The sequence below is a fragment of the Enterobacter sp. DSM 30060 genome (assembly GCF_013375955.1).
Classification (GTDB): domain Bacteria; phylum Pseudomonadota; class Gammaproteobacteria; order Enterobacterales; family Enterobacteriaceae; genus Enterobacter; species Enterobacter intestinihominis.
The window spans coordinates 3,068,535-3,091,863 of sequence record NZ_CP056118.1; the positions used below are offsets into that span (position 1 = coordinate 3,068,535).

General features: G+C 55.1%; 20 protein-coding genes and 7 tRNA genes. 2 read left to right on the top strand and 25 right to left on the bottom strand.

The features are described from left to right. Positions 1 to 2: 2 nt before the first annotated feature. The 7 genes from mrdA to leuS all read right to left on the bottom strand — a co-directional run bounded on the left by mrdA (position 3) and on the right by leuS (position 7,845). Positions 3 to 1,904, bottom strand: a complete 1,902-nt coding sequence (mrdA, locus tag HWQ15_RS14555) for a peptidoglycan DD-transpeptidase MrdA (RefSeq protein WP_015571138.1) — start codon at positions 1,902 to 1,904, stop codon at positions 3 to 5. A 28-nt stretch (positions 1,905 to 1,932) separates the two neighbouring features. After that, positions 1,933 to 2,400, bottom strand: a complete 468-nt coding sequence (gene rlmH, locus HWQ15_RS14560) for a 23S rRNA (pseudouridine(1915)-N(3))-methyltransferase RlmH (protein ID WP_003858701.1) — start codon at positions 2,398 to 2,400, stop codon at positions 1,933 to 1,935. A 3-nt stretch (positions 2,401 to 2,403) separates the two neighbouring features. Then, positions 2,404 to 2,721, bottom strand: a complete 318-nt coding sequence (gene rsfS, locus HWQ15_RS14565) for a ribosome silencing factor (RefSeq protein WP_003858696.1) — start codon at positions 2,719 to 2,721, stop codon at positions 2,404 to 2,406. Between the two features lie 268 nt (positions 2,722 to 2,989). Continuing rightward, positions 2,990 to 3,655: a nicotinate-nucleotide adenylyltransferase gene (gene nadD, locus HWQ15_RS14570; protein ID WP_023299589.1), complete on the bottom strand. Its 666-nt coding sequence runs from the start codon at positions 3,653 to 3,655 to the stop codon at positions 2,990 to 2,992. Beyond that, entirely contained in the window at positions 3,648 to 4,679 is a 1,032-nt protein-coding gene (holA, locus tag HWQ15_RS14575) for a DNA polymerase III subunit delta (RefSeq protein WP_063149491.1), read from the bottom strand. The genes nadD and holA overlap by 8 nt, the downstream gene beginning before the upstream one ends. Beyond that, positions 4,679 to 5,248 (bottom strand): LPS assembly lipoprotein LptE, encoded by a 570-nt coding sequence (gene lptE / locus HWQ15_RS14580; RefSeq protein ID WP_022647432.1) that lies wholly within the window; start codon positions 5,246 to 5,248, stop codon positions 4,679 to 4,681. Before lptE ends, holA begins: the two co-directional genes overlap by 1 nt. A gap of 14 nt (positions 5,249 to 5,262) precedes the next feature. Beyond that, positions 5,263 to 7,845, bottom strand: a complete 2,583-nt coding sequence (gene leuS / locus HWQ15_RS14585; protein WP_063216350.1) for a leucine--tRNA ligase — start codon at positions 7,843 to 7,845, stop codon at positions 5,263 to 5,265. 214 nt (positions 7,846 to 8,059) lie between these two features. Between leuS and HWQ15_RS14590 the strand changes: the two genes are divergently transcribed. Then, complete coding sequence (locus HWQ15_RS14590; protein WP_032621827.1) at positions 8,060 to 8,542, top strand: zinc ribbon-containing protein; 483 nt, start codon at positions 8,060 to 8,062, stop codon at positions 8,540 to 8,542. A 67-nt stretch (positions 8,543 to 8,609) separates the two neighbouring features. Here HWQ15_RS14590 and rihA read toward each other — a convergent pair whose 3' ends face one another. From rihA to miaB, 10 genes are all read right to left on the bottom strand, one after another. After that, positions 8,610 to 9,551 carry a pyrimidine-specific ribonucleoside hydrolase RihA gene (gene rihA, locus HWQ15_RS14595; protein WP_063149492.1) on the bottom strand — a complete coding sequence of 314 codons (942 nt, stop codon included), beginning with the start codon at positions 9,549 to 9,551 and terminating at the stop codon, positions 8,610 to 8,612. Positions 9,552 to 9,670: 119 nt separating this feature from the next. Further along, complete coding sequence (locus tag HWQ15_RS14600) at positions 9,671 to 10,396, bottom strand: amino acid ABC transporter ATP-binding protein (protein ID WP_006809622.1); 726 nt, start codon at positions 10,394 to 10,396, stop codon at positions 9,671 to 9,673. Next, positions 10,396 to 11,070 carry a glutamate/aspartate ABC transporter permease GltK gene (gltK, locus tag HWQ15_RS14605; RefSeq protein ID WP_022647437.1) on the bottom strand — a complete coding sequence of 225 codons (675 nt, stop codon included), beginning with the start codon at positions 11,068 to 11,070 and terminating at the stop codon, positions 10,396 to 10,398. The genes HWQ15_RS14600 and gltK overlap by 1 nt, the downstream gene beginning before the upstream one ends. Further along, positions 11,070 to 11,810, bottom strand: coding sequence for a glutamate/aspartate ABC transporter permease GltJ (gene gltJ, locus HWQ15_RS14610; RefSeq protein ID WP_015571133.1), 741 nt, complete (start codon positions 11,808 to 11,810; stop codon positions 11,070 to 11,072). Before gltJ ends, gltK begins: the two co-directional genes overlap by 1 nt. A 155-nt stretch (positions 11,811 to 11,965) precedes the next feature. Next, positions 11,966 to 12,871 carry an amino acid ABC transporter substrate-binding protein gene (locus HWQ15_RS14615; RefSeq protein WP_022647438.1) on the bottom strand — a complete coding sequence of 302 codons (906 nt, stop codon included), beginning with the start codon at positions 12,869 to 12,871 and terminating at the stop codon, positions 11,966 to 11,968. 383 nt (positions 12,872 to 13,254) lie between these two features. Next, positions 13,255 to 14,793 (bottom strand): apolipoprotein N-acyltransferase, encoded by a 1,539-nt coding sequence (gene lnt, locus HWQ15_RS14620; RefSeq protein WP_022647439.1) that lies wholly within the window; start codon positions 14,791 to 14,793, stop codon positions 13,255 to 13,257. Between the two features lie 5 nt (positions 14,794 to 14,798). After that, complete coding sequence (gene corC, locus HWQ15_RS14625; RefSeq protein ID WP_003858679.1) at positions 14,799 to 15,677, bottom strand: CNNM family magnesium/cobalt transport protein CorC; 879 nt, start codon at positions 15,675 to 15,677, stop codon at positions 14,799 to 14,801. 84 nt (positions 15,678 to 15,761) lie between these two features. After that, positions 15,762 to 16,229: an rRNA maturation RNase YbeY gene (gene ybeY, locus HWQ15_RS14630; RefSeq protein ID WP_003858677.1), complete on the bottom strand. Its 468-nt coding sequence runs from the start codon at positions 16,227 to 16,229 to the stop codon at positions 15,762 to 15,764. Next, entirely contained in the window at positions 16,226 to 17,272 is a 1,047-nt protein-coding gene (locus tag HWQ15_RS14635) for a PhoH family protein (RefSeq protein ID WP_022647440.1), read from the bottom strand. The genes ybeY and HWQ15_RS14635 overlap by 4 nt, the downstream gene beginning before the upstream one ends. A gap of 163 nt (positions 17,273 to 17,435) precedes the next feature. Next, positions 17,436 to 18,860, bottom strand: a complete 1,425-nt coding sequence (miaB, locus tag HWQ15_RS14640; protein ID WP_063149493.1) for a tRNA (N6-isopentenyl adenosine(37)-C2)-methylthiotransferase MiaB — start codon at positions 18,858 to 18,860, stop codon at positions 17,436 to 17,438. A gap of 135 nt (positions 18,861 to 18,995) precedes the next feature. Here miaB and ubiF point away from each other — a divergent pair, with 135 nt between their 5' ends. Then, positions 18,996 to 20,171, top strand: a complete 1,176-nt coding sequence (ubiF, locus tag HWQ15_RS14645) for a 3-demethoxyubiquinol 3-hydroxylase (protein WP_063149494.1) — start codon at positions 18,996 to 18,998, stop codon at positions 20,169 to 20,171. Positions 20,172 to 20,715: 544 nt separating this feature from the next. Here ubiF and HWQ15_RS14650 read toward each other — a convergent pair. From HWQ15_RS14650 to asnB, 8 genes are all read right to left on the bottom strand, one after another. Continuing rightward, positions 20,716 to 20,790, bottom strand: a tRNA-Gln gene (locus HWQ15_RS14650). A gap of 34 nt (positions 20,791 to 20,824) precedes the next feature. Then, positions 20,825 to 20,899: transfer RNA gene (locus HWQ15_RS14655), tRNA-Gln, on the bottom strand. A gap of 41 nt (positions 20,900 to 20,940) precedes the next feature. Further along, positions 20,941 to 21,017: transfer RNA gene (locus HWQ15_RS14660), tRNA-Met, on the bottom strand. Between the two features lie 17 nt (positions 21,018 to 21,034). Further along, positions 21,035 to 21,109, bottom strand: a tRNA-Gln gene (locus HWQ15_RS14665). Positions 21,110 to 21,141: 32 nt separating this feature from the next. Continuing rightward, positions 21,142 to 21,216, bottom strand: a tRNA-Gln gene (locus HWQ15_RS14670). Positions 21,217 to 21,239: 23 nt separating this feature from the next. Further along, positions 21,240 to 21,324: transfer RNA gene (locus HWQ15_RS14675), tRNA-Leu, on the bottom strand. A gap of 8 nt (positions 21,325 to 21,332) precedes the next feature. Next, positions 21,333 to 21,409 (bottom strand) — tRNA-Met (locus HWQ15_RS14680). A 224-nt stretch (positions 21,410 to 21,633) separates the two neighbouring features. Next, on the bottom strand, positions 21,634 to 23,298 hold the full coding sequence (asnB, locus tag HWQ15_RS14685; RefSeq protein ID WP_063149443.1) for an asparagine synthase B: 1,665 nt from the start codon (positions 23,296 to 23,298) through the stop codon (positions 21,634 to 21,636). Positions 23,299 to 23,329: the final 31 nt, after the last annotated feature.

The following is a 23,329-nucleotide window of genomic DNA, read 5'->3' on the forward strand; positions in this document are numbered from 1 at the left end:
GATTATTGGTCCTCCGCCGCAGCGGCTGCCGGGTTTTCAGCTGGCAGTTCGGTGTTGTTATCACCCAGCATGATGTGGTCGAGGATTTGACGCATGATGGTACCCACCGCCGGGCCAGCGCCGCCGTTCTCAAGAATCATCGCCACCGCAACCTGCGGGTTATCATAAGGGGCAAACGCCGTCATGAGCTTGTGGTCACGCAGACGTTCGGCAATTTTATGTGCGTTATAGGTTTCATTCGCTTTCAGACCGAAGACCTGAGCCGTACCTGATTTCGCGGCAACCTTATACGGTGCGCCAGCGAAATATTTGTGCGCCGTCCCGTTAGGGCGGTTGGCTACGCCATACATCCCGTCTTTCGCGATTTCCCAGTACCCGGAATGAATGTCACCCACCGGCGGCTCGTGCGGCTGTATCCATGGCACTTTTTTGCCGTCTTCTACGGTGCTTTGCAGCAGGTGCGGTACTTTCACAACGCCATCGTTGATGAGGATCATCATCGCCTTGTTCATTTGCAGCGGCGTTGCCGTCCAGTAGCCCTGGCCGATGCCCACCGGAATGGTATCACCCTGATACCAGGGTTTTTTAAAGCGCTTCAGCTTCCATTCGCGGGTTGGCATGTTGCCGGAACGTTCTTCCGCCAAATCTATACCGGTGTAATGTCCGTAGCCGAATTTGCTCATCCATTCAGACAGACGATCAATACCCATGTCGTAGGCGACCTGATAGAAGAAGGTATCCGCCGACTCCTCCAGTGATTTGGTCACGTTCAGATGGCCGTGACCCCATTTTTTCCAGTCACGGTAGCGTTTTTCAGAGCCAGGCAACTGCCACCAGCCAGGGTCAAACAGACTGGTATTACGAGTAATGACGCCCGCGCTCAGCGCAGAAACGGCGACATACGGTTTTACCGTTGAGGCTGGAGGATAAACCCCCTGCGTGGCGCGGTTCACCAGCGGGGTGTTTGGATCGTTGAGCAGGCCGGAGTAATCCTTGCTGGAGATGCCATCCACGAAGAGGTTCGGATCGTAGCTTGGCATAGAAACCATCGCCAGAATACCGCCGGTACGCGGGTCGGTCACGATCACGGCGGCCCGGCTACCCGCCAGCAGCGTTTCGATATACTGCTGTAGCTTCAGGTCGAGCGTCAGATAAACGTCATGTCCCGCCTGTGGGGGAACCTCTTTGAGCTGACGGATCACGCGGCCACGGTTGTTAACTTCAACCTCTTCATACCCGGTCTGACCGTGCAGGACATCTTCGTAATAACGTTCAATCCCAAGCTTGCCAATATCATGGGTTGCGGCGTAGTTAGCCAGCTTGCCGTCTTTATCAAGGCGTTCGACGTCTTTATCGTTAATTTTGGAGACGTAGCCTATGACGTGCGTCAGCGCGGAGCCGTAAGGATAGTAGCGACGTTTATAGCCTTTGACTTCCACACCGGGGAAACGGTACTGGTTAACGGCAAAACGGGCGACCTGCACTTCCGTCAGGTTGGTTTTTACCGGAATAGAGGTGAAGCGGTGAGAACGTGCGCGCTCTTTTTTGAACGCAGCGATGTCGTCATCAGTCAGGTCGACAACGCTTCTCAGCGCGTTCAGCGTATCCTGCACGTTATCCACTTTCTCCGGCATCATCTCTATCTGGTAGATGGTGCGGTTTAGCGCCAGCGGGGTGCCGTTACGATCGTAGATAATGCCGCGGCTGGGCGCGATGGGCACCAGCTTGATACGGTTTTCGTTTGAGCGGGTCTGGTAATCGGTATAGCGGACAATTTGCAGATTATAGAGGTTGGCGATCAGCACGCCGGTAAGCAGCAAAATCCCCGTAAAGGCGACCAGCGCCCGGCGCACAAACAGCGCGGACTCAGCCGTATAGTCGCGAAAAGAATTCTGTAGTTTCATCCGCTGCTTAAATTACCCTGGTCTGTCATTACTCGCGGTGATAAGGGTGGTTGGTAGTGATGCTCCATGCGCGATACAAACTTTCTGCCACGAGAACCCGCACAAGCGGGTGGGGCAACGTCAGCGCCGAGAGTGACCAACTTTGTTCTGCTGCCGCTTTGCAGGCGGGAGATAACCCCTCTGGTCCGCCAATCAACAGACTGACATCACGACCATCCTGCTTCCAGCGCTCCAGTTCGTGCGCCAGCTGCGGCGTATCCCAGGGTTTTCCCGGGATATCGAGGGTCACGATGCGGTTTTTGCCTGCGGCAGCCAGCATCAGCTCTCCCTCTTTATCGAGAATACGTTTGATATCTGCGTTCTTGCCGCGCTTTCCTGCTGGGATCTCCACCAGTTCGAACGGCATATCTTTTGGGAAACGACGCAGATACTCAGTAAAACCGGTTTGTACCCAGTCCGGCATTTTGGTGCCGACGGCGACCAGTTGCAACTTCACGCATTAACCCCAGAGTTTTTCCAGCTCATACAGGCGACGGCTCTCTTCCTGCATGACGTGGACAATCACATCGCCGAGATCGACAACCACCCAGTCAGCGGTCGCTTCACCTTCAACGCCCAGCGGAAGCAGCCCTGCCGCGCGCGATTCCTGAACAACATGGTCAGCAATCGAAACAACGTGACGAGTTGAGGTCCCGGTGCAGATGATCATGCAGTCGGTGATGCTGGATTTACCCTTAACGTCGATAGCGATGATGTCCTGACCTTTCAGGTCATCAATTTTGTCGATAACAAAATCCTGGAGTGCTTTACCCTGCAAGTTTTCCCCCTGGGTGAATGAGATAGTACAACTATGAATTCGTGGCCAGTCAGTATACCTGAACTGACGCCAGTCGCGGGACAAATGTCACCGCCCGGCTTTTGAAGGCGGGTATCATCCCACCCTCCGCCTGAGATTGCATCGCCATTTTTGTAAAACAATTTCTGTAAAGCAGCGATCGGCGGGAAAGTCTGGCAGCGGAGGATATCAGTATGGCTTAGCCTGTCAAGGCAGGATAAACATTAACAGACAATTTCGCCGGTGATGATCAGGCATCTGTACTTTTCTGATACAAACCGTGTGCGTGGATATAGGCCAGCACGGGCGAGGGCAGGAGATCGTCACAGTCTAAACCCTGCTGGAGACGCTCGCGGATGAGGGTCGCGGAAATATCAAACCACGGCGTTTCAGCGAGGTAAATTTTCCCGGCGGGTAGACTGTGCAGGTCTTCTATATTGTCCGTCAGATGCGCGTCAAGCCACTGCTGATGCTGCGCATCGCGCATGGTCAACGGGTAGCCCGGGCGGCGGCAGACCAGCAGATGACTGTTTTCCAGAATGGTTTCGTACTGGTACCAGCTGGGAAAGTTGAGCAAGGAATCCTGGCCGATGATAAACGCCAGCGGTTGCATGGGCCCCTGCTCAGCGCGCCACTCCCGCAGCGTTTGCGATGTCCAGGAAGGGGTATCCCTGCGCAATTCGCGCTCATCCAGCGTGAAGAGAGGCTTATCTGCGATAGCCAGCGCGAGCATCGCTTTGCGCTGCTCGCTGGTTGCTTCTGGCTGAGGACGATGCGGAGGAACATTGTTGGGCATGATGATTACCCGTTGCAACCCAATCAAATTCGCGAGGATTTCTACCGGCTTAAGATGCCCATAGTGTACCGGGTCGAAGGTCCCGCCATACATTGCCTGTAAAGAATGCATATCACCCATCGATAAATACGTCTGCCAGCGCCTTATGGCAGAGCAGCAAAGAGAGGCTCTCCAGCTCCGCCCAGACAGACTGGCCGTAGTCCTGTTTTAACGTCAGTTCGGCGCGCATCAGAAGTTGCACTGCCTGACGCAACTGCTCCTGGCTCAGGCGGTTTATCGCCTCCGTGGTCATCGCCCGACGGTTCTGCCAGACGCGATGTTTATCGAATAAGGCGCGCAGGGGCGTATGTACCGACTGACGTTTAAGGTTGTTCAGCAGCAGTAATTCGCGCTGGAGCGTGCGGAGCAGAATGACCGGCTCACTCCCTTCCAGGCGCAGCTGTTGCAGTATGTGCAGGGCTCGCTTACTTTTCGCCGACAGCAGCGCATCAACCCAGTGGAAGGGAGTAAAGTGCGCGGCATCATTCACCGCCTGTTCCACGCGCGGTAGCGTCAGCTTGCCATCGGGCCACAGCAGGGCGAGCCTGTCCAGCGCCTGCGCCAGTGCCAGAAGGTTGCCTTCATAGCAATAGCAAAGGAGCTGGCTGGCGGCATCATCCAGTTGCAGATTGTGCAGCTTTGCGCGCGCGGCAACCCATTTTGGCAGATGCGCCTGTTCTGGCGTCTGGCAGGTGACCAGTACCGCATTGGTAGCAAGCTGGGTAAACCAGGTCGCGTTTTCCTGCGCTTTCGTGAACTTGTTACCGCGTACGATAAGCAGCAGATCGCCGTGTAATAAACTCACCAGCATGGTCAGCTGTTCATTGATGGCCGCGTTAGGACCATTCTCTGGCAGCACGATCTGGATTGTCTGACGAGAGGCAAACAGGCTCATGGCCTGACAAAGCGAGAAGATAGCGTTCCAGTCGGTACTGTTATCGATCTGGAACGTATGATGCTCATCGAAACCCTGCGCGGCTGCCGCATGGCGAACCGCATCAAGGCTTTCCTGAAGTAACAGGGGGTCATTGCCGAGTAGCAGATAGGCCGCGCGCAGCCCTTCGTTGAGCTGCGCGCGGAGTTGTTCAGGATACAACCTGATCATCAGTTACCCAGCGACGTTGGCATATCCGGCGTGCTGGCATCCGGTGTTTCGATAACGTCAGCGCCTTTTTTCGTCGACGCGGCAATGGCAGGCAGTCTGCGGATCAGTTGCTCCGCGGCCTTATCATACATTTCCTTGATGATAATCTGCTGTTCGGCGTCTTTTGCCAGGGCCGTCTGCGGGTTATCGAAGAACGAGCGGTAGACTTTGGTATTGATAGGGTAAATATCTTTACCTGGCATTAAAACGGCCGCATCAACGGTAAGCACCATTTGATATTCCGCGGTTCGTCCATCCTGGAAGATCGATGCCGTGTCTTGTGACAGCGTTGATTTCAGGACGCGGAGCGAAGGAACATCCTGACGCAGGGTTCCCTTCTCGATCAGCTCAACATCGTTCAAACGCAGCTGGTTACGAATGGCCCGGCTCAGCGGTCCATTCGGATCGGATGAGTCGAAGATCATTGTTTTCATCTGAGCAGGCACTGCCGTGGTATTGCGCAGGTGCCAGCCGCAGCCAGCGGTGACCAGCACCGCCAGAGATAAGAGTATTGTTGCCAGGTGTCGCACGTTTCCTCCCGCGCTTAGCCAACGACCAGATTCAGCAGTTTACCGGGTACGTAGATCACTTTACGTACGGTAACGCCCTCAAGGTATTTCGCGACCAGATGCTCCTGGCCTGCGCGCTCGCGAACCTGTTCTTCGGTTGCGTCGACCGCGACGGTAATTTTACCGCGCACTTTACCGTTAACCTGCACCACAACCAGCGTGGTGTTTTCCACCATAGCGGATTCATCCGCCACTGGCCACGGCGCGTTGTCGATATCCCCTTCGCCTTTCAGCTCCTGCCACAGGGTGAAGCTAACGTGCGGCGTGAACGGGTTCAGCATGCGAACGACCGCCAGCAGCGCTTCGCGCATTAACGCGCGATCCTGCTCGCCGTCCTGCGGGGCTTTCGCCAGCTTGTTCATCAGTTCCATAATAGCCGCAATTGCGGTATTGAAGGTCTGACGACGACCAATATCATCGGTGACTTTCGCAATGGTTTTATGAACATCACGACGCAGCGCCTGCTGATCTTCGCTCAGTGCAGCCACGTTCAGCGCTGGCGCATCACCTTGTGAGGTGTGCTCGTAAACCAGTTTCCAGACGCGTTTCAGGAAGCGGTTTGCCCCTTCAACGCCGGATTCCTGCCATTCCAGCGTCATATCTGCCGGGGAGGCGAAAATCATGAACAGACGCACGGTGTCAGCGCCGTAACGCTCAACCATCACCTGCGGGTCGATACCGTTATTTTTAGACTTGGACATCTTGCTCATGCCGGTATAAACCAGTTCATGACCTTCGGCGTCTTTCGCCTTCACGATACGGCCTTTCTCGTCGCGCTCCACAATCGCATCAACCGGAGAAACCCAGTTACGTTCACCGTTCGCGCCAACGTAGTAGAACGCATCTGCCAGCACCATACCCTGACACAGCAGCTGTTTTGCCGGTTCGTCGGAGTTGACCAGGCCTGCGTCACGCATCAGTTTGTGGAAGAAGCGGAAGTAGAGCAGGTGCATGATGGCGTGTTCAATGCCACCGATATAGATGTCTACCGGCAGCCAGTAGTTTGCAGCATCGGAATCCAGCATGCCTTCTTTGTACTGCGGGCAGGTGTAGCGCGCATAGTACCAGGAGGATTCCATAAAGGTGTCAAAGGTGTCGGTTTCACGCAGCGCTGGCTGACCGTTGACGGTGGTTTTTGCCCACTCAGGATCGGCTTTGATCGGGCTGGTGATGCCGTCCATGACCACGTCTTCCGGCAGGATCACCGGCAGCTGATCTTCCGGCGTTGGCATCACGGTGCCGTCTTCCAGGGTCACCATTGGGATTGGCGCACCCCAGTAACGCTGACGGGAAACGCCCCAGTCGCGCAGACGGTAGTTCACTTTACGCTCGCCCACGCCCAGGGAGGCCAGTTTGTCGGCGATGGCGTTGAAGCCCTCTTCGAAGCTCAGGCCGCTGAACTCACCGGAGTTAAACAGGGTGCCTTTTTCAGTCAGCGCTTGCTCAGAGAGATCGGGTTCAGAACCGTCAGCCGCCAGGATCACAGGCTTGATGGTCAGGCCGTATTTGGTGGCAAATTCGTAGTCACGCTGATCGTGACCCGGCACGGCCATCACGGCGCCTGTGCCGTATTCCATCAGTACGAAGTTGGCGGCCCAGACAGGGATCGCTTCGCCCGTCAGCGGGTGGATCGCTTTGAAGCCGGTATCAACGCCTTTTTTCTCCATCGTCGCCATGTCGGCTTCGGCCACTTTCGTGTTGCGGCATTCGTCGATAAAGGTCGCCAGCTCCGGATTGTTTTCCGCCGCTTTTTGCGCCAGCGGATGACCTGCGGCCACGGCCAGGTAGGTCGCGCCCATGAAGGTGTCCGGACGGGTGGTGTAGACGGTCAGCGTCTGGTCGTAGTTTTCTACGTTAAAGGTAATTTCCACACCTTCGGAACGGCCGATCCAGTTGCGCTGCATGGTCTTAACGGTGTCAGGCCAGTGATCCAGATTATCCAGATCGTTCAGCAGCTCGTCAGCGTAGGCGGTGATTTTGATAAACCACTGCGGGATCTCTTTACGCTCTACTTTGGTGTCACAGCGCCAGCAGCAGCCATCGATAACCTGCTCGTTCGCGAGAACGGTCTGGTCGTTCGGGCACCAGTTAACGGCGGACGTTTTCTTGTAGACCAGGCCTTTTTTATACAGCTCGGTGAAGAACTTCTGCTCCCAGCGGTAGTATTCCGGGGTACAGGTTGCCAGCTCGCGGCTCCAGTCATAGCCAAAGCCCAGCATTTTCAGCTGGTTTTTCATGTACGCGATGTTGTCGTACGTCCACGGAGCCGGTGCCGTGTTGTTTTTCACCGCCGCGCCTTCAGCAGGCAGGCCGAACGCATCCCAGCCGATAGGCTGAAGTACGTTTTTGCCCAGCATACGCTGGTAGCGTGCAATCACGTCACCGATGGTGTAGTTACGCACGTGGCCCATGTGTAGTCGACCAGAAGGATAGGGAAGCATCGACAGGCAGTAATACTTCTCTTTGCTCTCGTCTTCGGTTACTTCAAAGGTGCGCTTCTCGTCCCAGTGTTGCTGGACTTTTGATTCTATCTCTTCCGGGCGGTATTGCTCTTGCATGGCAGCCAGTGGTCCTGTGTTCAATACAGCTACAAATGTAGCCAATGGATGTGGTAATTCAGATCCGCATAGCATAGCCCAAACGCCCGCGTCAAAACAGCCTTTCACGCAAATGCACTTTGCAGGAATTTACCGGGTCTGTGCTTCACCTGACAAAGCGGCGACGAAATAAGGTCTATTATTAGAGACAGTTACTTACCCGGGAGGCAAAATGATGAACAAGGTTGCTCAATTTTACCGTGAACTGGTAGCGACTCTGACGGAAAGGCTGCGTAATGGCGAGCGTGATATCGACGCGTTGGTCGAACAGGCACGCGCACGCGTGACGCAAACGGGTGAGTTATCGCGAACCGAAGTGGAAGAGGTGACGCGCGCCGTGCGCCGCGACCTGGAAGAGTTTGCGCGAAGCTATGAAGAGAGCCAGGACGAAATCGCCGACAGTGTTTTTATGCGGGTAATTAAAGAGAGCCTGTGGCAGGAGCTGGCGGATATTACCGATAAAACCCAACTGGAGTGGCGCGAGGTGTTCCAGGATTTAAACCACCACGGTGTCTATCACAGCGGCGAAGTGGTGGGGCTGGGGAACCTGGTGTGTGAGAAGTGCCACCACCATATCGCCGTTTATACGCCGGAGGTGCTGTCGCTGTGTCCGAAATGCGGGCACGACCAGTTCCAGCGTCGGCCGTTTGAGCCGTAGGTAAAAGCAAAACGGCAACGTCGTTGCCGTTTTTAGTGTCTGCTCCCTCTCCCTGTGGGTGAGGGCATCAGGCCGCAGAATAATAAGCCAGCCTCTCCGCCAGCAAATCCACAAACGCTTCCCGATCGATATCCACCATCACTGTGGTATTCGGCTTGTTTCCCGTCAGCGAGTAATAGTCCACCACCGTCATTCCCTGGGTATATTTCCCCTGTGTTTCCACACCAACCCAACGCTCGACCGTGGTAAACATTTCCGGCTTCAGTAGCCAGGCGATGGTGCATGGGTCATGCAGCGGGGCGCCGTGGAATCCCCACTTCTCGGCTTTGTGATACACCATAAAGAAATCGAGCAGCTCTGCCACGGTTGTTGCAACCGGGTTACCCACAGTACGAAATCGTTCGATGTCCTGCGCCATAATTTGTGCGCGGTGGGTAACGTCCAGCCCCGCCATCACAATCGGCAGGCCCGACTGGAAGACGATTTCTGCGGCTTCCGGGTCAACAAAGATGTTGAACTCCGCGGCTGGCGTCCAGTTCCCCAGCCCCATTGCCCCGCCCATGATGACGATACGGGCGATATTGCTGTGCAGTTCAGGATGGCTGTTCAGCAGCAGCGCTACGTTGGTCTGCGGGCCGGTCGCCACCAGCGTCACGGGCTCTGCGCTTTCACGCAGAACTTTCGCCATGAGCTCGACGGCAGTACAGTTTTGTGGTGCGAAACCCGGCTCCGGCAGCGCCGGGCCATCTAGCCCACTTTCACCGTGAACGTTATCCGCAATGATCAGCTCGCGCATTAGCGGCTTAATGGCGCCACCTGCGACCGGAATATCGGTGCGTTTTAGCAGCGTTAACATGCGCAACACGTTTCGCAGGGTTTTATCCGGCGTCTGGTTCCCTGCAGAGGAGGTGACAGCTTTTACGTCCAGTTCAGGGGAGGCAAGAGCAAGGACGAGTGCGATCGCGTCATCATGACCCGGATCGCAGTCGAGAATAATAGGCTGTGCCATGGCGTTCTCCATTCTTAGCATTATTTGTGACAAGGTTAACGCTGCGATGTGACGCCGAATAGAAAAAGAGATCTAAAGCGTGAAGCAGTGCGCAATCCACAGATTGCGCACTAAAAAGATTAATGCAGGATTTTGGCGAGGAAGTCTTTTGCACGTTCAGATTTAGGATTTGCGAAGAACTCTTCTTTCGGTGAGTCTTCAACAATTTTCCCTTCATCCATGAAGATCACACGGTTGGCCACTTTACGGGCGAAGCCCATTTCGTGCGTCACCACCATCATGGTCATCCCTTCGTGCGCCAGTTCCACCATAACGTCCAGCACTTCGTTGATCATCTCAGGATCGAGCGCGGACGTCGGCTCATCAAACAGCATCGCCACCGGATCCATGCACAGCGCACGCGCGATTGCCACGCGCTGCTGTTGGCCACCTGAAAGCTGCGCAGGGAACTTATCCGCATGCGCAGACAGCCCGACGCGTTCCAGCAACTTCAGTCCCTTTTCACGCGCCGCTTTTTTGTCGCGCTTCAGCACTTTCACCTGCGCCAGCGTCAGGTTCTCAATGATGGAGAGGTGAGGGAACAGCTCAAAATGCTGGAACACCATCCCAACGTGGGAGCGAAGCTGGGCAAGGTTGGTTTTGCGGTCATTCACTTTGGTGCCGTTAACGACAATCTCGCCCTGCTGGACAGGTTCCAGCCCATTAACGGTTTTGATAAGCGTCGACTTACCGGAGCCGGACGGGCCGCATACCACCACCACATCGCCTTTTTTCACTTCTGTTGAGCAGTCGGTCAGCACCTGAAAGTGCCCATACCATTTAGAAACATTTTTCAGGGAAATCATTATACGGTCCTTTTCTTCAGCCAGCTGACCAACAGCGATGCGCTTAAACTAATCACAAAATAGACCCCGCCTGCGAAGAGGATCATCTCAACCTGCGTTCCGTCACGTTCGCCAATGGTGGAGGCGGTACGGAAGAAGTCTGCCAGGCTCAGCACGTAGACCAGGGAGGTATCCTGGAACAGGACGATGCCCTGCGTCAGCAGCAGCGGAACCATGGCGCGAAACGCCTGCGGCAGAATAATGAGCTTCATGGACTGCCAGTGCGTCATACCGAGCGCCAGCGCAGCGCTGGACTGCCCGCGCGAGATACTCTGAATACCTGCGCGGATGATCTCGGAGTAGTAGGCGGCTTCAAACATGGAGAATGCCACCATGGCAGAGATCAGGCGGATATCGGTTTTCGGCGACAGTCCCAGCACGTTCTGTAAAAAGCCGGGAACAATCAGGTAAAACCACAACAGCACCATGACCAGTGGAATGGAGCGGAACACGTTAACGTAAGCCGTAGCAAACCAGGCGAGCGGCTTAAAGCTCGACAGGCGCATCACTGCCAGCAGGGTGCCCCAGACAATACCAACGATAATGGCGATTACGGTGATCTTTAAGGTGATCGCCAGGCCATCCAGCAGATAAGGCATGGAGGGAACAATGGAACTCCAGTCAAATTCGTACATTATTTGCCCCCCAGATTGCCCGGCAGGCGTACTTTGCGTTCAACCAGGTTCATCACCAGCATGATGAAAGCGTTAATCAGAACATAGGCGAGCGTGATTGCCGTGAAGGATTCCCATGCGTGAGCGGAGTAATCCAGCAGTTTGCCCGCCTGCGCCGCCATATCTACCAGACCAATGGTTGAGGCGATGGCCGAGTTTTTTACCAGGTTCATCATCTCGGAGGTCATCGGCGGAACGATGACGCGGTAAGCGTTAGGCAGCAGTACGTAACGGTAGGCTTGTGGCAGGGTCAGGCCCATCGCCAGTGCCGCATTCTTTTGTCCGCGTGGCAGTGACTGTATGGCGGCACGCACCTGCTCGCAGACGCGCGCAGCGGTGAACAGTCCCAGACACAGCATGGAGGAGACAAAGAATTGTACGTTAGGATCCAGCTCGGCCTTGAACCACATGCCGAGATCTTCCGGCAGCAGTTCCGGGATCACCAGATACCAGGTAAAGAACTGCACGATCAGCGGAACGTTACGGAACAGTTCCACATAGAGCGTGCCAATCGAAGAGAGAAAACGGTTAGGGACGGTACGCAGAATACCGAACAGCGAACCGACAAGAAACGCGATAATCCACGCCGTTATCGATAACGCAACGGTAACCTGAAAGCCGCTCCACAGCCAGCCGAGATAGGTGGTGTTGCCGAACGGGGCTTGTTGCAGAAAGATGCCCCAGTTCCAGTCAATTGACATAGTAAACTCCAGAAAAAAGAGGGTAGCAGCGCTACCCTCGAAGATTGGTGAGAAGCTCAATTTTTGCGCTGAGTGGGGAACGACCACTCAACGTATAGTCTGTCCATGCTTCCCGACAATCGAGAGGGCAGGAGATCCCGCCCCTGTCGTTCTAGTTAGTTAAGAGCTTTGTCGTTTGGTGATTTGAACAGCGCTTTCATGTCGTCAGACAGTTCAAAGTTCATGTTCAGGTTTTTTGGTGGAATTGGGTTCTTGAACCATTTGTCGAACCATTTTGCCGCTTCGCCAGAGGTTTGCGCTTGAGCGATGGTGTCATCGATCAGCTTTTTGAAGCCTTCATCGCCTTTACGCAGCATACAGCCGTAAGCTTCTTTCGACTGCGCAGTCCCGACGATTTCCCAGTTGTCTGGTTTCTTCGCCTTGGCGCGCTCGCCTGCCAGCAGAGCGTCATCCATCATAAACGCAACGGCACGACCGCTTTCCAGGGTACGGAAGGAGTCGCCGTGATCTTTCGCGCTGATGATGCGCATGTCCATTTTCTTCTCGTCGTTCAGCTTGTGCAGCAGCACTTCGGACGTGGTACCGGAGGTCACGACAACCGCTTTGCCTTTCAGGTCAGCAAAATCTTTGATATCGCCGCCTTTCTTCGTCAGCAGGCGGGTGCCTACAACGAAGATAGTGTCCGAGAAAGCGGCCTGTTTCTGACGCTCAAGGTTGTTGGTGGTTGAGCCACATTCAAAATCAAATGTGCCGTTTTGCAGCAGAGGAATACGGTTCTGTGAAGTGATGGGGATCAGCTTCACTTGCAGGTCAGGTTTGTTCAGCTTTTTCTTCACGGCTTCAACGATGGCGTTGGAGTAATCCTGTGAATAGCCCACGACTTTTTGCGTGTTGTCGTAGTAAGAGAACGGGACAGAAGATTCACGGTGGCCGACCACGATCACGCCGTTTTTGGCAATCTTGTCGAGAGTGCTTCCTGCTGCCGGAGCGTCTTCAGCGTGAACGATGCCCGCAGACATTCCCATAACCAGCATTGCTGTGGCCAGTTTACGTAATTGCATACCCAACTCCTTTCTTATCAGCGCCAGTGACGCTTTGATACCCATTGTGATGTTGTTATATCTCGCGCAATGCGAGTGCAGTGTTATGCAAGCTTGTTAACATTTAGTCTGGCTTAATGTAAAGATTTTGCTGCGTTATTGTTTATTTTTGCGAAGCGCGCCGCACCATTCAGAGGCAATAATCTCTCGTTGCACCGTTTCGGTGCTACCGGAGATCCATGCTGGTGCGACAAGGTTGCACGTTAAGCCAGACAGCGTTTGCGTAATTAAACAAAGCAACAGGCGTGCCAGAATTGAAGTTTAGGAGGAAATTGTCGGGTGGCGGCTGCGCCGGAGAGTAGGCCGGGTAAGGCGTAGCCGCCACCCGGCAACAGAAGGCCAGGTTATCTACGACGCTGACGCAGGCTCATCACTACGGCGGCAAAACCGAACAGCGTGGTCAGGATCCACAGCGGCCAGTTCCCGGTGCGCGCATAAGGCGTCAGGCCCGTAGCTGGCGTCACTTTCGTGGTCAGCACCTCACGGGTGAACTGCGGGATCATGGCCTGGATTTCACCCTGCGGGCCAATCACGGCGGTGATGCCGTTATTGGTGCTGCGCAACAGCGGACGTGCCAGCTCCAGAGAACGCATTCGTGCCATCTGGAAGTGCTGCCACGGGCCGATCGATTTACCGAACCACGCATCGTTTGAGATGGTCAGCAGATAGTCGGTGTCCGGGCGGAAGTTATCGCGCACCTGCTCGCCGAGGATAATCTCGTAGCAAATAGCGGCCGTCAGGGCAAACCCGTGCGCATGCAGCTGCGGCTGAACGTAAGGGCCCCGGCTGAATGAGGACATCGGCAGGTCAAAGAACGGTGCCAGTGGGCGTAGAATAGACTCCAGCGGAACAAACTCGCCAAACGGTACAAGGTGATTTTTGTTGTAACGATTGGTGGAGGTATAGCTGTATTCGCTGTCCTTACCGAGCGTAATGATCGTGTTGTACGTGTCATAGCGGTTCTGCTGATTGAGACGCGCATCCACAATTCCGGTAATCAGCGTACTGCCGCGCGCGCGCAGCAGATCGTCCATCATCTTCAGGAAGGGCTGCTGATTGATCTCCAGATCCGGGATCGCAGACTCAGGCCAGATGATGAGCTGCGATTTGCCCATCACCTTTTCAGTGGCGTTGGCGTAGATTTTCAGCGTGTTCAGCAGCTGATTCTCATCCCATTTCAATGACTGCGGGATATCGCCCTGTATCAACGATACCTGCGTGGCGCGCGCGGGCTCCAGCGTGAACCACTGGATATAACGCAGTGGGAAAGGCAGGGCAAACAGGATTAACGCGGCAACCAGCGGCTTCCAGTTACGTGTCACCAGAGCCAGCACCAGCAGGCCGCTGACCGCCATGAGCAGGAAGTTAATCGCCTCCACGCCCATGACGGGAGCCAGACCTTTCAGCGGGCCGTCCACCTGGCTATAGCCGAACTGCAACCACGGGAAGCCGGTCAGTACCCAGCCGCGCAGAAATTCGGTGATTTGCCAGACAACGGGAGCCGCTATCGCGACGCGCAGCCAGGTCGTTTTAGGCCACAGACGAGATAGAATACCGGCGAACAGGCCAGTGTAGAGCGAAAGATAGGCGGCGAGCAGCACAACCAGGAAGACGTTAACCGGCCCCGGCATTCCGCCAAATTGCGCGATACTGACGTAGACCCAGTTGATACCAGAGCCAAACAGCCCCAGCCCCCAGAAGTAGCCTATGGCCGCGGCCTGTACCGGACGACGGTTCAGGGTAAGACCCTGTAGCCCCATCAGGGAGAGAATAGCGGCTGGCCAAATATCGTAAGGAGAAAAAGCCAGCGTACCGCTGGCTCCGAGTAACAGCGCCAGCAGCAAACGGACGCGCTGGCGTTCAAAGAGTGGGGCAAATGCCATTTACATTAATCTTCCAGTTTTGGCACCGGTGAGTCGTCCGGCATTCTGACATGAACCTGAATAATACGTCGGCTGTCAGCCATTGCGACCTTGAACTGGTAACCATCGATGTCAACGGTTTCACCGCGGGCCGGAAGATGGCCGAAGGCCTGCATCACCAGACCACCAATGGTGTCCACTTCTTCATCGCTGAAGCTGGTGCCAAAGGTGTCATTGAAGTCTTCAATGGAGGCCAGCGCGCGCACGGTCCAGGTGTGGCGGCTCAGCTGACGGAAGTCGATATCCTCTTCTTCGTCATACTCATCTTCGATTTCGCCCACGATCAGCTCAAGGATGTCTTCGATTGTGACCAGACCGGAAACGCCACCAAATTCATCAATAACAATCGCCATGTGATAGCGCTGGGAGCGAAACTCCTTCAGCATCCGATCCACACGTTTACTTTCCGGCACAACCACGGCCGGGCGTAACACTTTTTCCATACTGAAGGCTTCGGCATCGCTGCGCATAAACGGCAGCAGATCTTTCGCCATCAAAATCCCTTCGATGTGATCTTTGTCTTCGCTGATGACCGGGAAACGTGAGTGAGCCGATTCGATAATCACATCGAGGCACTCGTCCAGCGTCTGGTTGCGTTTCAGGGTAATCATCTGCGAGCGGGGGATCATGATGTCGCGGACGCGCTGGTCGGCGATGTCCATCACCCCTTCGAGCATTTCGCGCGTATCTTCGTCGATAAGGTCGTTCTGCCCGGAATCACGAATCAGCTCCAGCAGTTCATCACGGTTTTTCGGTTCGCCGTGGAAAAGCTGGTTCAGGATGAGGGAGAAAAATCCCTTTTTAGTGGTTGTCGTGTCGCTACTGTGTGAATTGTCGTCGCTCATGGCGTTTGTTAAGGGTTCTCTTGTTAGTTCAACGTTAACCGCCGCGCTATGTCCCTGCGCGGCGGCATGGTAGTCAGTGACTGACTATTCTTTCTCGGCAATGTACGGATCCTCATAGCCCAGAGCAAGCATTATCTCTGTCTCGAGGGATTCCATCTCTTCCGCTTCGTCATCTTCAATATGGTCGTAACCCAGAAGATGCAGGCTACCGTGCACCACCATGTGTGCCCAGTGCGCTTCCAGCGGCTTTTGCTGCTCTTTGGCTTCCTGCTCAACCACCTGACGGCAGATGATCAGATCGCCCAGCAGCGGCATCTCAATGCCCGGTGGGGCTTCGAACGGGAAAGAGAGCACATTGGTCGGCTTATCTTTCCCGCGATAGGTCAGGTTGAGCTCATGGCTTTCTGCTTCATCCACCAGGCGAATCGTGACCTCTGATTCTTCCTGAAACTGGGGGATAACGGCATCCAGCCATTTCTGAAACTGTGCCTCTTCTGGCATGCCGGAATTATCTTCACAGGCCAGCTGTAAATCGAGGATCACCTGACTCATTTCTGTTCATGCTCCTGCGCTTCGCGCTTACGTTCTGCGGCCAGCTCGGCCCTGCGCTTCTGATCTGCCTCTTCCCAGGCCTCATAAGCGTTAACGATACGCGCGACCACCGGGTGGCGTACCACGTCTTCGCTGTGGAAGAAGTTGAAGCTGATTTCGTCTACCTCGGCCAGCACTTCGATGGCGTGACGCAGACCCGATTTGGTGTTACGCGGCAGGTCAATCTGAGTGACGTCACCGGTAATAACCGCTTTCGAGTTAAAGCCAATACGCGTCAGAAACATCTTCATCTGTTCAATGGTGGTGTTCTGGCTCTCATCCAGAATGATGAACGCGTCGTTAAGCGTACGCCCACGCATGTAGGCCAGCGGGGCCACTTCAATCACGTTACGTTCGATGAGCTTTTCAACTTTCTCGAAGCCGAGCATTTCGAACAGCGCGTCGTACAGCGGGCGCAGGTAGGGGTCCACTTTCTGACTTAAATCGCCCGGCAGGAAGCCGAGTTTCTCACCGGCTTCTACAGCAGGGCGGGTCAGCAGGATACGGCGGATCTCCTGACGCTCAAGTGCATCAACCGCAGCGGCAACGGCCAGATAGGTTTTACCCGTACCCGCCGGACCCACGCCAAAGGTGATGTCATGGTCGAGAATATTGGCGATGTACTGTGCCTGGTTCGGGGTACGAGGCTTAATCACGCCGCGTTTGGTTTTGATGTTGATGGCTTTGCCATAGTCCGGCACGCTTTCCGCGCTCTGCTCAAGCACGCGCGCCTCTTTGATGGCCAGGTGGATCTGTTCAGGTTCAATATCCTGGATCTCACCGCGCATCGGGGCGGTATCAACATACAGGCTGCGGAGAATATCTGCCGCGGCGTTGACGCAGATTGGGCGTCCGGTGAGTTTGAAATGGTTATCGCGACGATTGATTTCGATACCCAGACGTCGCTCCAGTTGTTTGATGTTGTCATCAAACGGCCCGCACAGGCTCAGCAGGCGAGCGTTGTCTGCGGGCTCAAGGCTAATTTCACGCGTATCTATGTTCAAACTGTTCCTCTTTATTTGGTTAACTGACCTGTGGCCACACGGCGTAATAAAACGGTCATTACCGAAATTATTCACGCCATAGAATAAAGGCGCAAGCGTTGCGGTAGATATTGGGGGTGATGAGAGGAAATACAAGGCCTGCCGGACAGGCAGGCCAGAGGGATCAGGGCTGGTAAATACCTACGCCAGAATCGTTGACTTTACGGGTGCGAGAGATAACGGATTCCGGAGTCTGTGCAATACGCAGACCCATTTCGTCCTCAGTGCGTGCCACCTTCCCGCGCAGCGAGTTCGTGAGCACTTCGACAATCTCGACGTCCACAAACTTACCAATCATGTCCGGGGTGCCTTCAAAATTCACCACGCGGTTATTTTCGGTTCGACCAGACAGTTCCATGATGCTCTTACGGGAAGTGCCTTCCACCAGAATACGCTGGACAGTGCCGAGCATACGACGGCTCCAGGCGTTGGCCTGCTGGTTGATACGCTCCTGCAAAATATACAGACGCTGCTTTTTCTCTTCTTCCGGCACATCGTCAACCATATCGGCCGCTGGGGTGCCCGGGCGTGCTGAGAAGATGAAGCTGTAGCTGACGTCGAAATTCACCTCGCCGATGAGCTTCATGGTGCGCTCGAAGTCATCAGCGGTTTCGCCAGGGAAGCCGACGATAAAGTCGGAGCTAATCTGGATATCCGGGCGTGCTTCACGCAGCTTGCGGATGGTGGACTTATACTCCAGCACCGTATGTGGACGACCCATCAGGTTCAGCACGCGGTCAGAGCCGCACTGGATCGGCAGGTGCAGGAAGCTCACCAGCTCTGGCGTATCGCGATAGACGTCAATAATGTCGTCGGTAAATTCCATCGGATGGCTGGTGGTAAAGCGAATGCGGTCAATGCCGTCAATCGCCGCCACCAGACGCAGCAGTTCAGCAAAGCTGCCAGTGGTGCCGTCGTAGTTTTCCCCGCGCCAGGCGTTCACGTTCTGGCCCAGCAGGTTCACTTCGCGAACGCCCTGCGCGGCAAGCTGCGCGATTTCAAACAGGATATCGTCTGCCGGGCGGCTCACTTCTTCACCGCGGGTGTAAGGTACCACGCAGTAAGTACAGTATTTGTTGCAGCCTTCCATGATGGAGACGAAGGCGGTCGGGCCATCAGCGCGCGGCTCTGGCAGACGGTCAAATTTCTCGATCTCCGGGAAACTCACGTCAACCACTGGGCTACGGCTGCCGCGAACCTGATTAATCATCTCTGGCAGGCGGTGCAGGGTCTGAGGGCCAAAAACGATATCCACATAGGGTGCTCTCTGGCGGATCAGCTTACCTTCCTGCGATGCGACGCAGCCACCCACGCCAATGATCAGGTCCGGATTTTTCCGTTTGAGAAGCTTCCAGCGGCCTAACACATGAAAGACTTTTTCCTGTGCTTTTTCACGAATTGAACAGGTGTTCAGCAGCAGCACATCGGCTTCTTTCGCATTTTCAGTCAGCTGGTATCCGTGGGTGGTATCCAGCAGATCGGCCATCTTAGATGAATCGTATTCGTTCATCTGACAGCCCCAGGTTTTTATATGGAGTTTTTTAGTCATCGACTTGCTCAGCTCAGGATTGCAAGCCGCGTATTGTAATGCTTTGGTGCGGTTGTGACCAGTATGAAGGTTGTCAACCTCAGGGCCGCAAAAATCCGGTAAACTTAAGGTATTCTCCAATAAGGAATAGTGACCATGACACTCCTGAACACCGAAGTTGCCGTTGTTGGCGGCGGTATGGTCGGCGGCGCACTGGCGCTGGGGCTGGCGCAGCAGGGATTTGACGTAATCGTTATTGAACGGGCGGCTCCGCCGGTATTCGATCCTTCCAGCCAACCGGACGTGCGTATTTCCGCCATCAGCGCGTCCTCTGTTGATCTGCTTCGCGGGCTGGGCGTCTGGGAGGCGGTGCTGGCGATGCGCGCGCACCCTTACAGCCGTCTTGAAACCTGGGAGTGGGAAAATGCTCACGTCTCGTTTGACGCCGCCGAGCTGAAACTGCCGCGTCTGGGCTATATGGTGGAAAACAACGTGCTCCAGCAGGCGCTCTGGCAGGCGCTGGAGGCGCACCCGAAGGTGACGCTGCGCGTTCCGGACTCGCTGAAAGCCCTGCATCGTCATGAAGGTGGATATCTCCTGACGCTGGATAACGACGATGAGCTGGCCGTGAAGCTGTTGGTGGGGGCGGATGGCGCGAACTCGCAGGTCAGGCAGATGGCAGGCATTGGGATCCATGCCTGGCAGTATCAGCAGTCCTGCATGCTGATCACCGTGCAGTCAGAAAACGCGCCGGGCGAAAGCACCTGGCAGCATTTTACGCCGAACGGCCCGCATGCATTCTTACCGTTGTTTGATAACTGGGCTTCGCTGGTGTGGTACGACAAGCCGGCGCGCATTCGACAGTTGCAGGGGCTGTCCATGGATCAGTTGCAGCGCGAAATCCGCCAGCACTTCCCGCGCCGTCTGGGTAACGTGACCCCGGTTGCCGCTGGCGCATTCCCGCTGATGCGACGCCATGCGTTGCAGTATGCCCGTGAAGGGCTGGCCCTGGTGGGAGACGCGGCGCACACCATTCATCCGCTGGCGGGGCAGGGGGTTAACCTGGGATACCGTGACGTCGATGCGTTACTGGATGTGCTGGGTAACGCTCGCGCCCACGCGGAAGCCTGGGCCAGCCATCAGGTACTGAAGCGCTACCAGACGCGCCGTATGGCGGATAACTTCATTATGCAGTCGGGGATGGATCTGTTCTATGCCGGGTTCAGCAATGACGTGGGTCCGGTGCGGATATTGCGCAATATTGGATTGATGGCAGCGGAACGTGCCGGTGGTCTGAAGCGTCAGGCACTGAAATACGCCCTCGGACTCTGATCTTTATTCCCTCTCCCCGTGGGCTGAGGGTTCCCCACAAATTAATGCGAGCACTGAGCAATCCCCTCGCCCCTCCGGGGAGAGGGTTAGGGTGAGGGGAACATACGGCGGTGGTGGTCATTCCGTTCACTTTATGTACCTTGCTACTCTGTAACGACATGACCGGTGAACGTGCCAGGGTGGCTCAGTCGCCACCACCCTGGCGACCCGGGCTCCCGGCGGTAAATCGCCGCTTCGCGGTGCCCTCGGCTTATTCCTTCCGGCTTATCGGGTACGGGCGGAGGCAACGTCCCTGTAAAGCCGCCCTCTCGGCGCATCCCTGCGCCTCGCCCCGGCCTGCAGGAAACGCCTCAGCGATTTACAGCCGGACCAGGGCATCGCTGACAGCCCTCAGTCATTTAGAAAGCAACTTTATTGCTTCTGCATAAAAAAATACTGGGGATCCCTCAGCCCCGTGGGAGAGGGTTAGGGGGAGGGCATCAGGCCGCACTATTCTGAGCAACAAAAACAAACAAGCCCGCAGAGCGGGCTTGTTTGTTTTAAGTGGCTGGGGTGCAGGGATTCGAACCCCGGAATGCTGGTATCAGAAACCAGAGCCTTACCGCTTGGCGACACCCCAATTGCGTTAAACAAACTGCTTAACGACTTTAAAGTGGCTGGGGTACGAGGATTCGAACCTCGGAATGCCGGAATCAGAATCCGGTGCCTTACCGCTTGGCGATACCCCAACAATGTTCAGTTTACCGAATCGTATTCGATAATATAAATATGGTGGCTACGACGGGATTCGAACCTGTGACCCCATCATTATGAGTGATGTGCTCTAACCAACTGAGCTACGTAGCCAGTACTGCAATCTTCGATGGCTGGGGTACCTGGATTCGAACCAGGGAATGCCGGTATCAAAAACCGGTGCCTTACCGCTTGGCGATACCCCAATACCGCGGAGAACCGCATGATCGAAGAAATATGGCTGGGGTACCTGGATTCGAACCAGGGAATGCCGGTATCAAAAACCGGTGCCTTACCGCTTGGCGATACCCCATCCGTGCAACGCTTACCTGGGAATGGTGCGGGAGGCGAGACTTGAACTCGCACACCTTGCGGCGCCAGAACCTAAATCTGGTGCGTCTACCAATTTCGCCACTCCCGCAAAAAAGATGGTGGCTACGACGGGATTCGAACCTGTGACCCCATCATTATGAGTGATGTGCTCTAACCAACTGAGCTACGTAGCCATCTTTTTTTCGCGTTACCTTATCGGCGTTGCGGGGCGCATTATGCGTATAGACCCTTGCAGCGTCAACACCTTTTTCAATGAAAATAGCCGGAATGTGACTGTTTGGTTAGGTTGCGAACAGCGAGGCCGAATATTCGACAATTATTGGTTATTAATCGATTTTATGCGGGGAAAAGAGAGAAAAAAAATCAGGCCCCTGAGGGCCTGATGATACTCTGAACATTATTTATAGGCAGACTGGTGAACGCCCACTGCGCGTCCTGACGGATCGTTCATGGCTTTGAAGGATTCATCCCATTCAATGGCTTTAGCAGAAGAGCAGGCGACCGATGGACCACCCGGTACGCACTCGGCTGCACTTGGAACCGGGAACAGCTCCTCAAAGATCTCACGGTACAAATACGCTTCTTTCGAGGCTGGCGTGTTGTACGGGAAGCGGAAGCTCGCAGTTTCCAGTTGTTGATCAAAAACCTGTTTTGCCGCCACCTCTTTCAGGGTGTCGATCCAGCTGTAACCTACGCCATCGGAGAACTGCTCTTTCTGACGCCACGCCACGCTCGCCGGCAGGTAGGATTCAAAACATTCACGCAGGATATGTTTCTCCATTTTGCCGTTGCCGCACATTTTGTCCTGCGGGTTGATGCGCATCGCCACATCGAGGAATTTCTTATCGAGGAACGGCACGCGGGCTTCCACACCCCAGGCGGACATCGCTTTGTTGGCGCGCGCGCAGTCAAACATGTGCAGCGCCTGTAGCTTACGCACCGTTTCTTCATGCAGCTCTTTGGCGTTTGGCGCTTTGTGGAAATAGAGATAACCGCCAAACACTTCGTCAGAACCTTCGCCGGAGAGCACCATCTTGATGCCCATCGCTTTGATCTTCCGCGACATCAAATACATCGGCGTGGAGGCGCGAATGGTGGTCACATCATAGGTTTCAATGTGATAGATCACATCGCGGATCGCATCCAGACCTTCCTGTACGGTGAAGTGAATTTCATGGTGCACCGTGCCGAGATGGTTCGCCACTTCCTGGGCGGCTTTCAGGTCAGGTGCCCCTTCCAGACCCACGGCAAAGGAGTGCAGCTGCGGCCACCAGGCTTCAGAGCGCTCCTGATCTTCCACGCGACGTGCAGCGAATTTCTTGGTGATCGCGGAGATCACGGAGGAGTCCAGACCGCCGGAGAGCAGTACGCCATAAGGTACGTCTGACATCAGGTGGCTTTTCACTGACTCTTCCAGGGCCTGACGCAGTTCGGCTTTATCCGTCACGTTGTCTTTCACCGCTTCATAATCAAACCAGTCGCGCTGGTAGTACGGGCGGATCTCGCCGTCTTTACTCCACAGGTAGCTACCTGCCGGGAACTCTTTGATGGTGCGGCACACCGGTACCAGGGCTTTCATCTCTGAGGCAACGTAGAAGTTACCGTGTTCATCGTGTCCCATGTACAGCGGGATAATACCAATATGGTCGCGGCCAATCAGGTAAGCGTCTTTTTCGCTGTCGTACAGCGCGAAGGCGAACATACCTTGCAGGTCGTCGAGGAACTCCGGGCCTTTCTCCTGATACAGCGCCAGGATCACTTCGCAGTCTGAGCCGGTCTGAAACGCGTAGCGATCGCCGTACTCAGCGCGCAGCGCCTGATGGTTGTAAATTTCACCGTTAACAGCCAGCGCGTGCGTTTTTTTCTCGTTATACAGCGGCTGTGCGCCAGCGTTGACATCAACAATGGAAAGACGTTCGTGAGCCAGAATCGCTTTATCGCTGGCGTAAACGCCTGACCAGTCCGGACCGCGATGGCGCATCAGGCGGGACAATTCGAGTGCTTTTTTACGCAGTTCGCCCGCGTCAGTTTTAATATCCAGTACGCCAAAAATAGAACACATAACCTTCTCCGTTAACCCTGTTGCGTTGTGA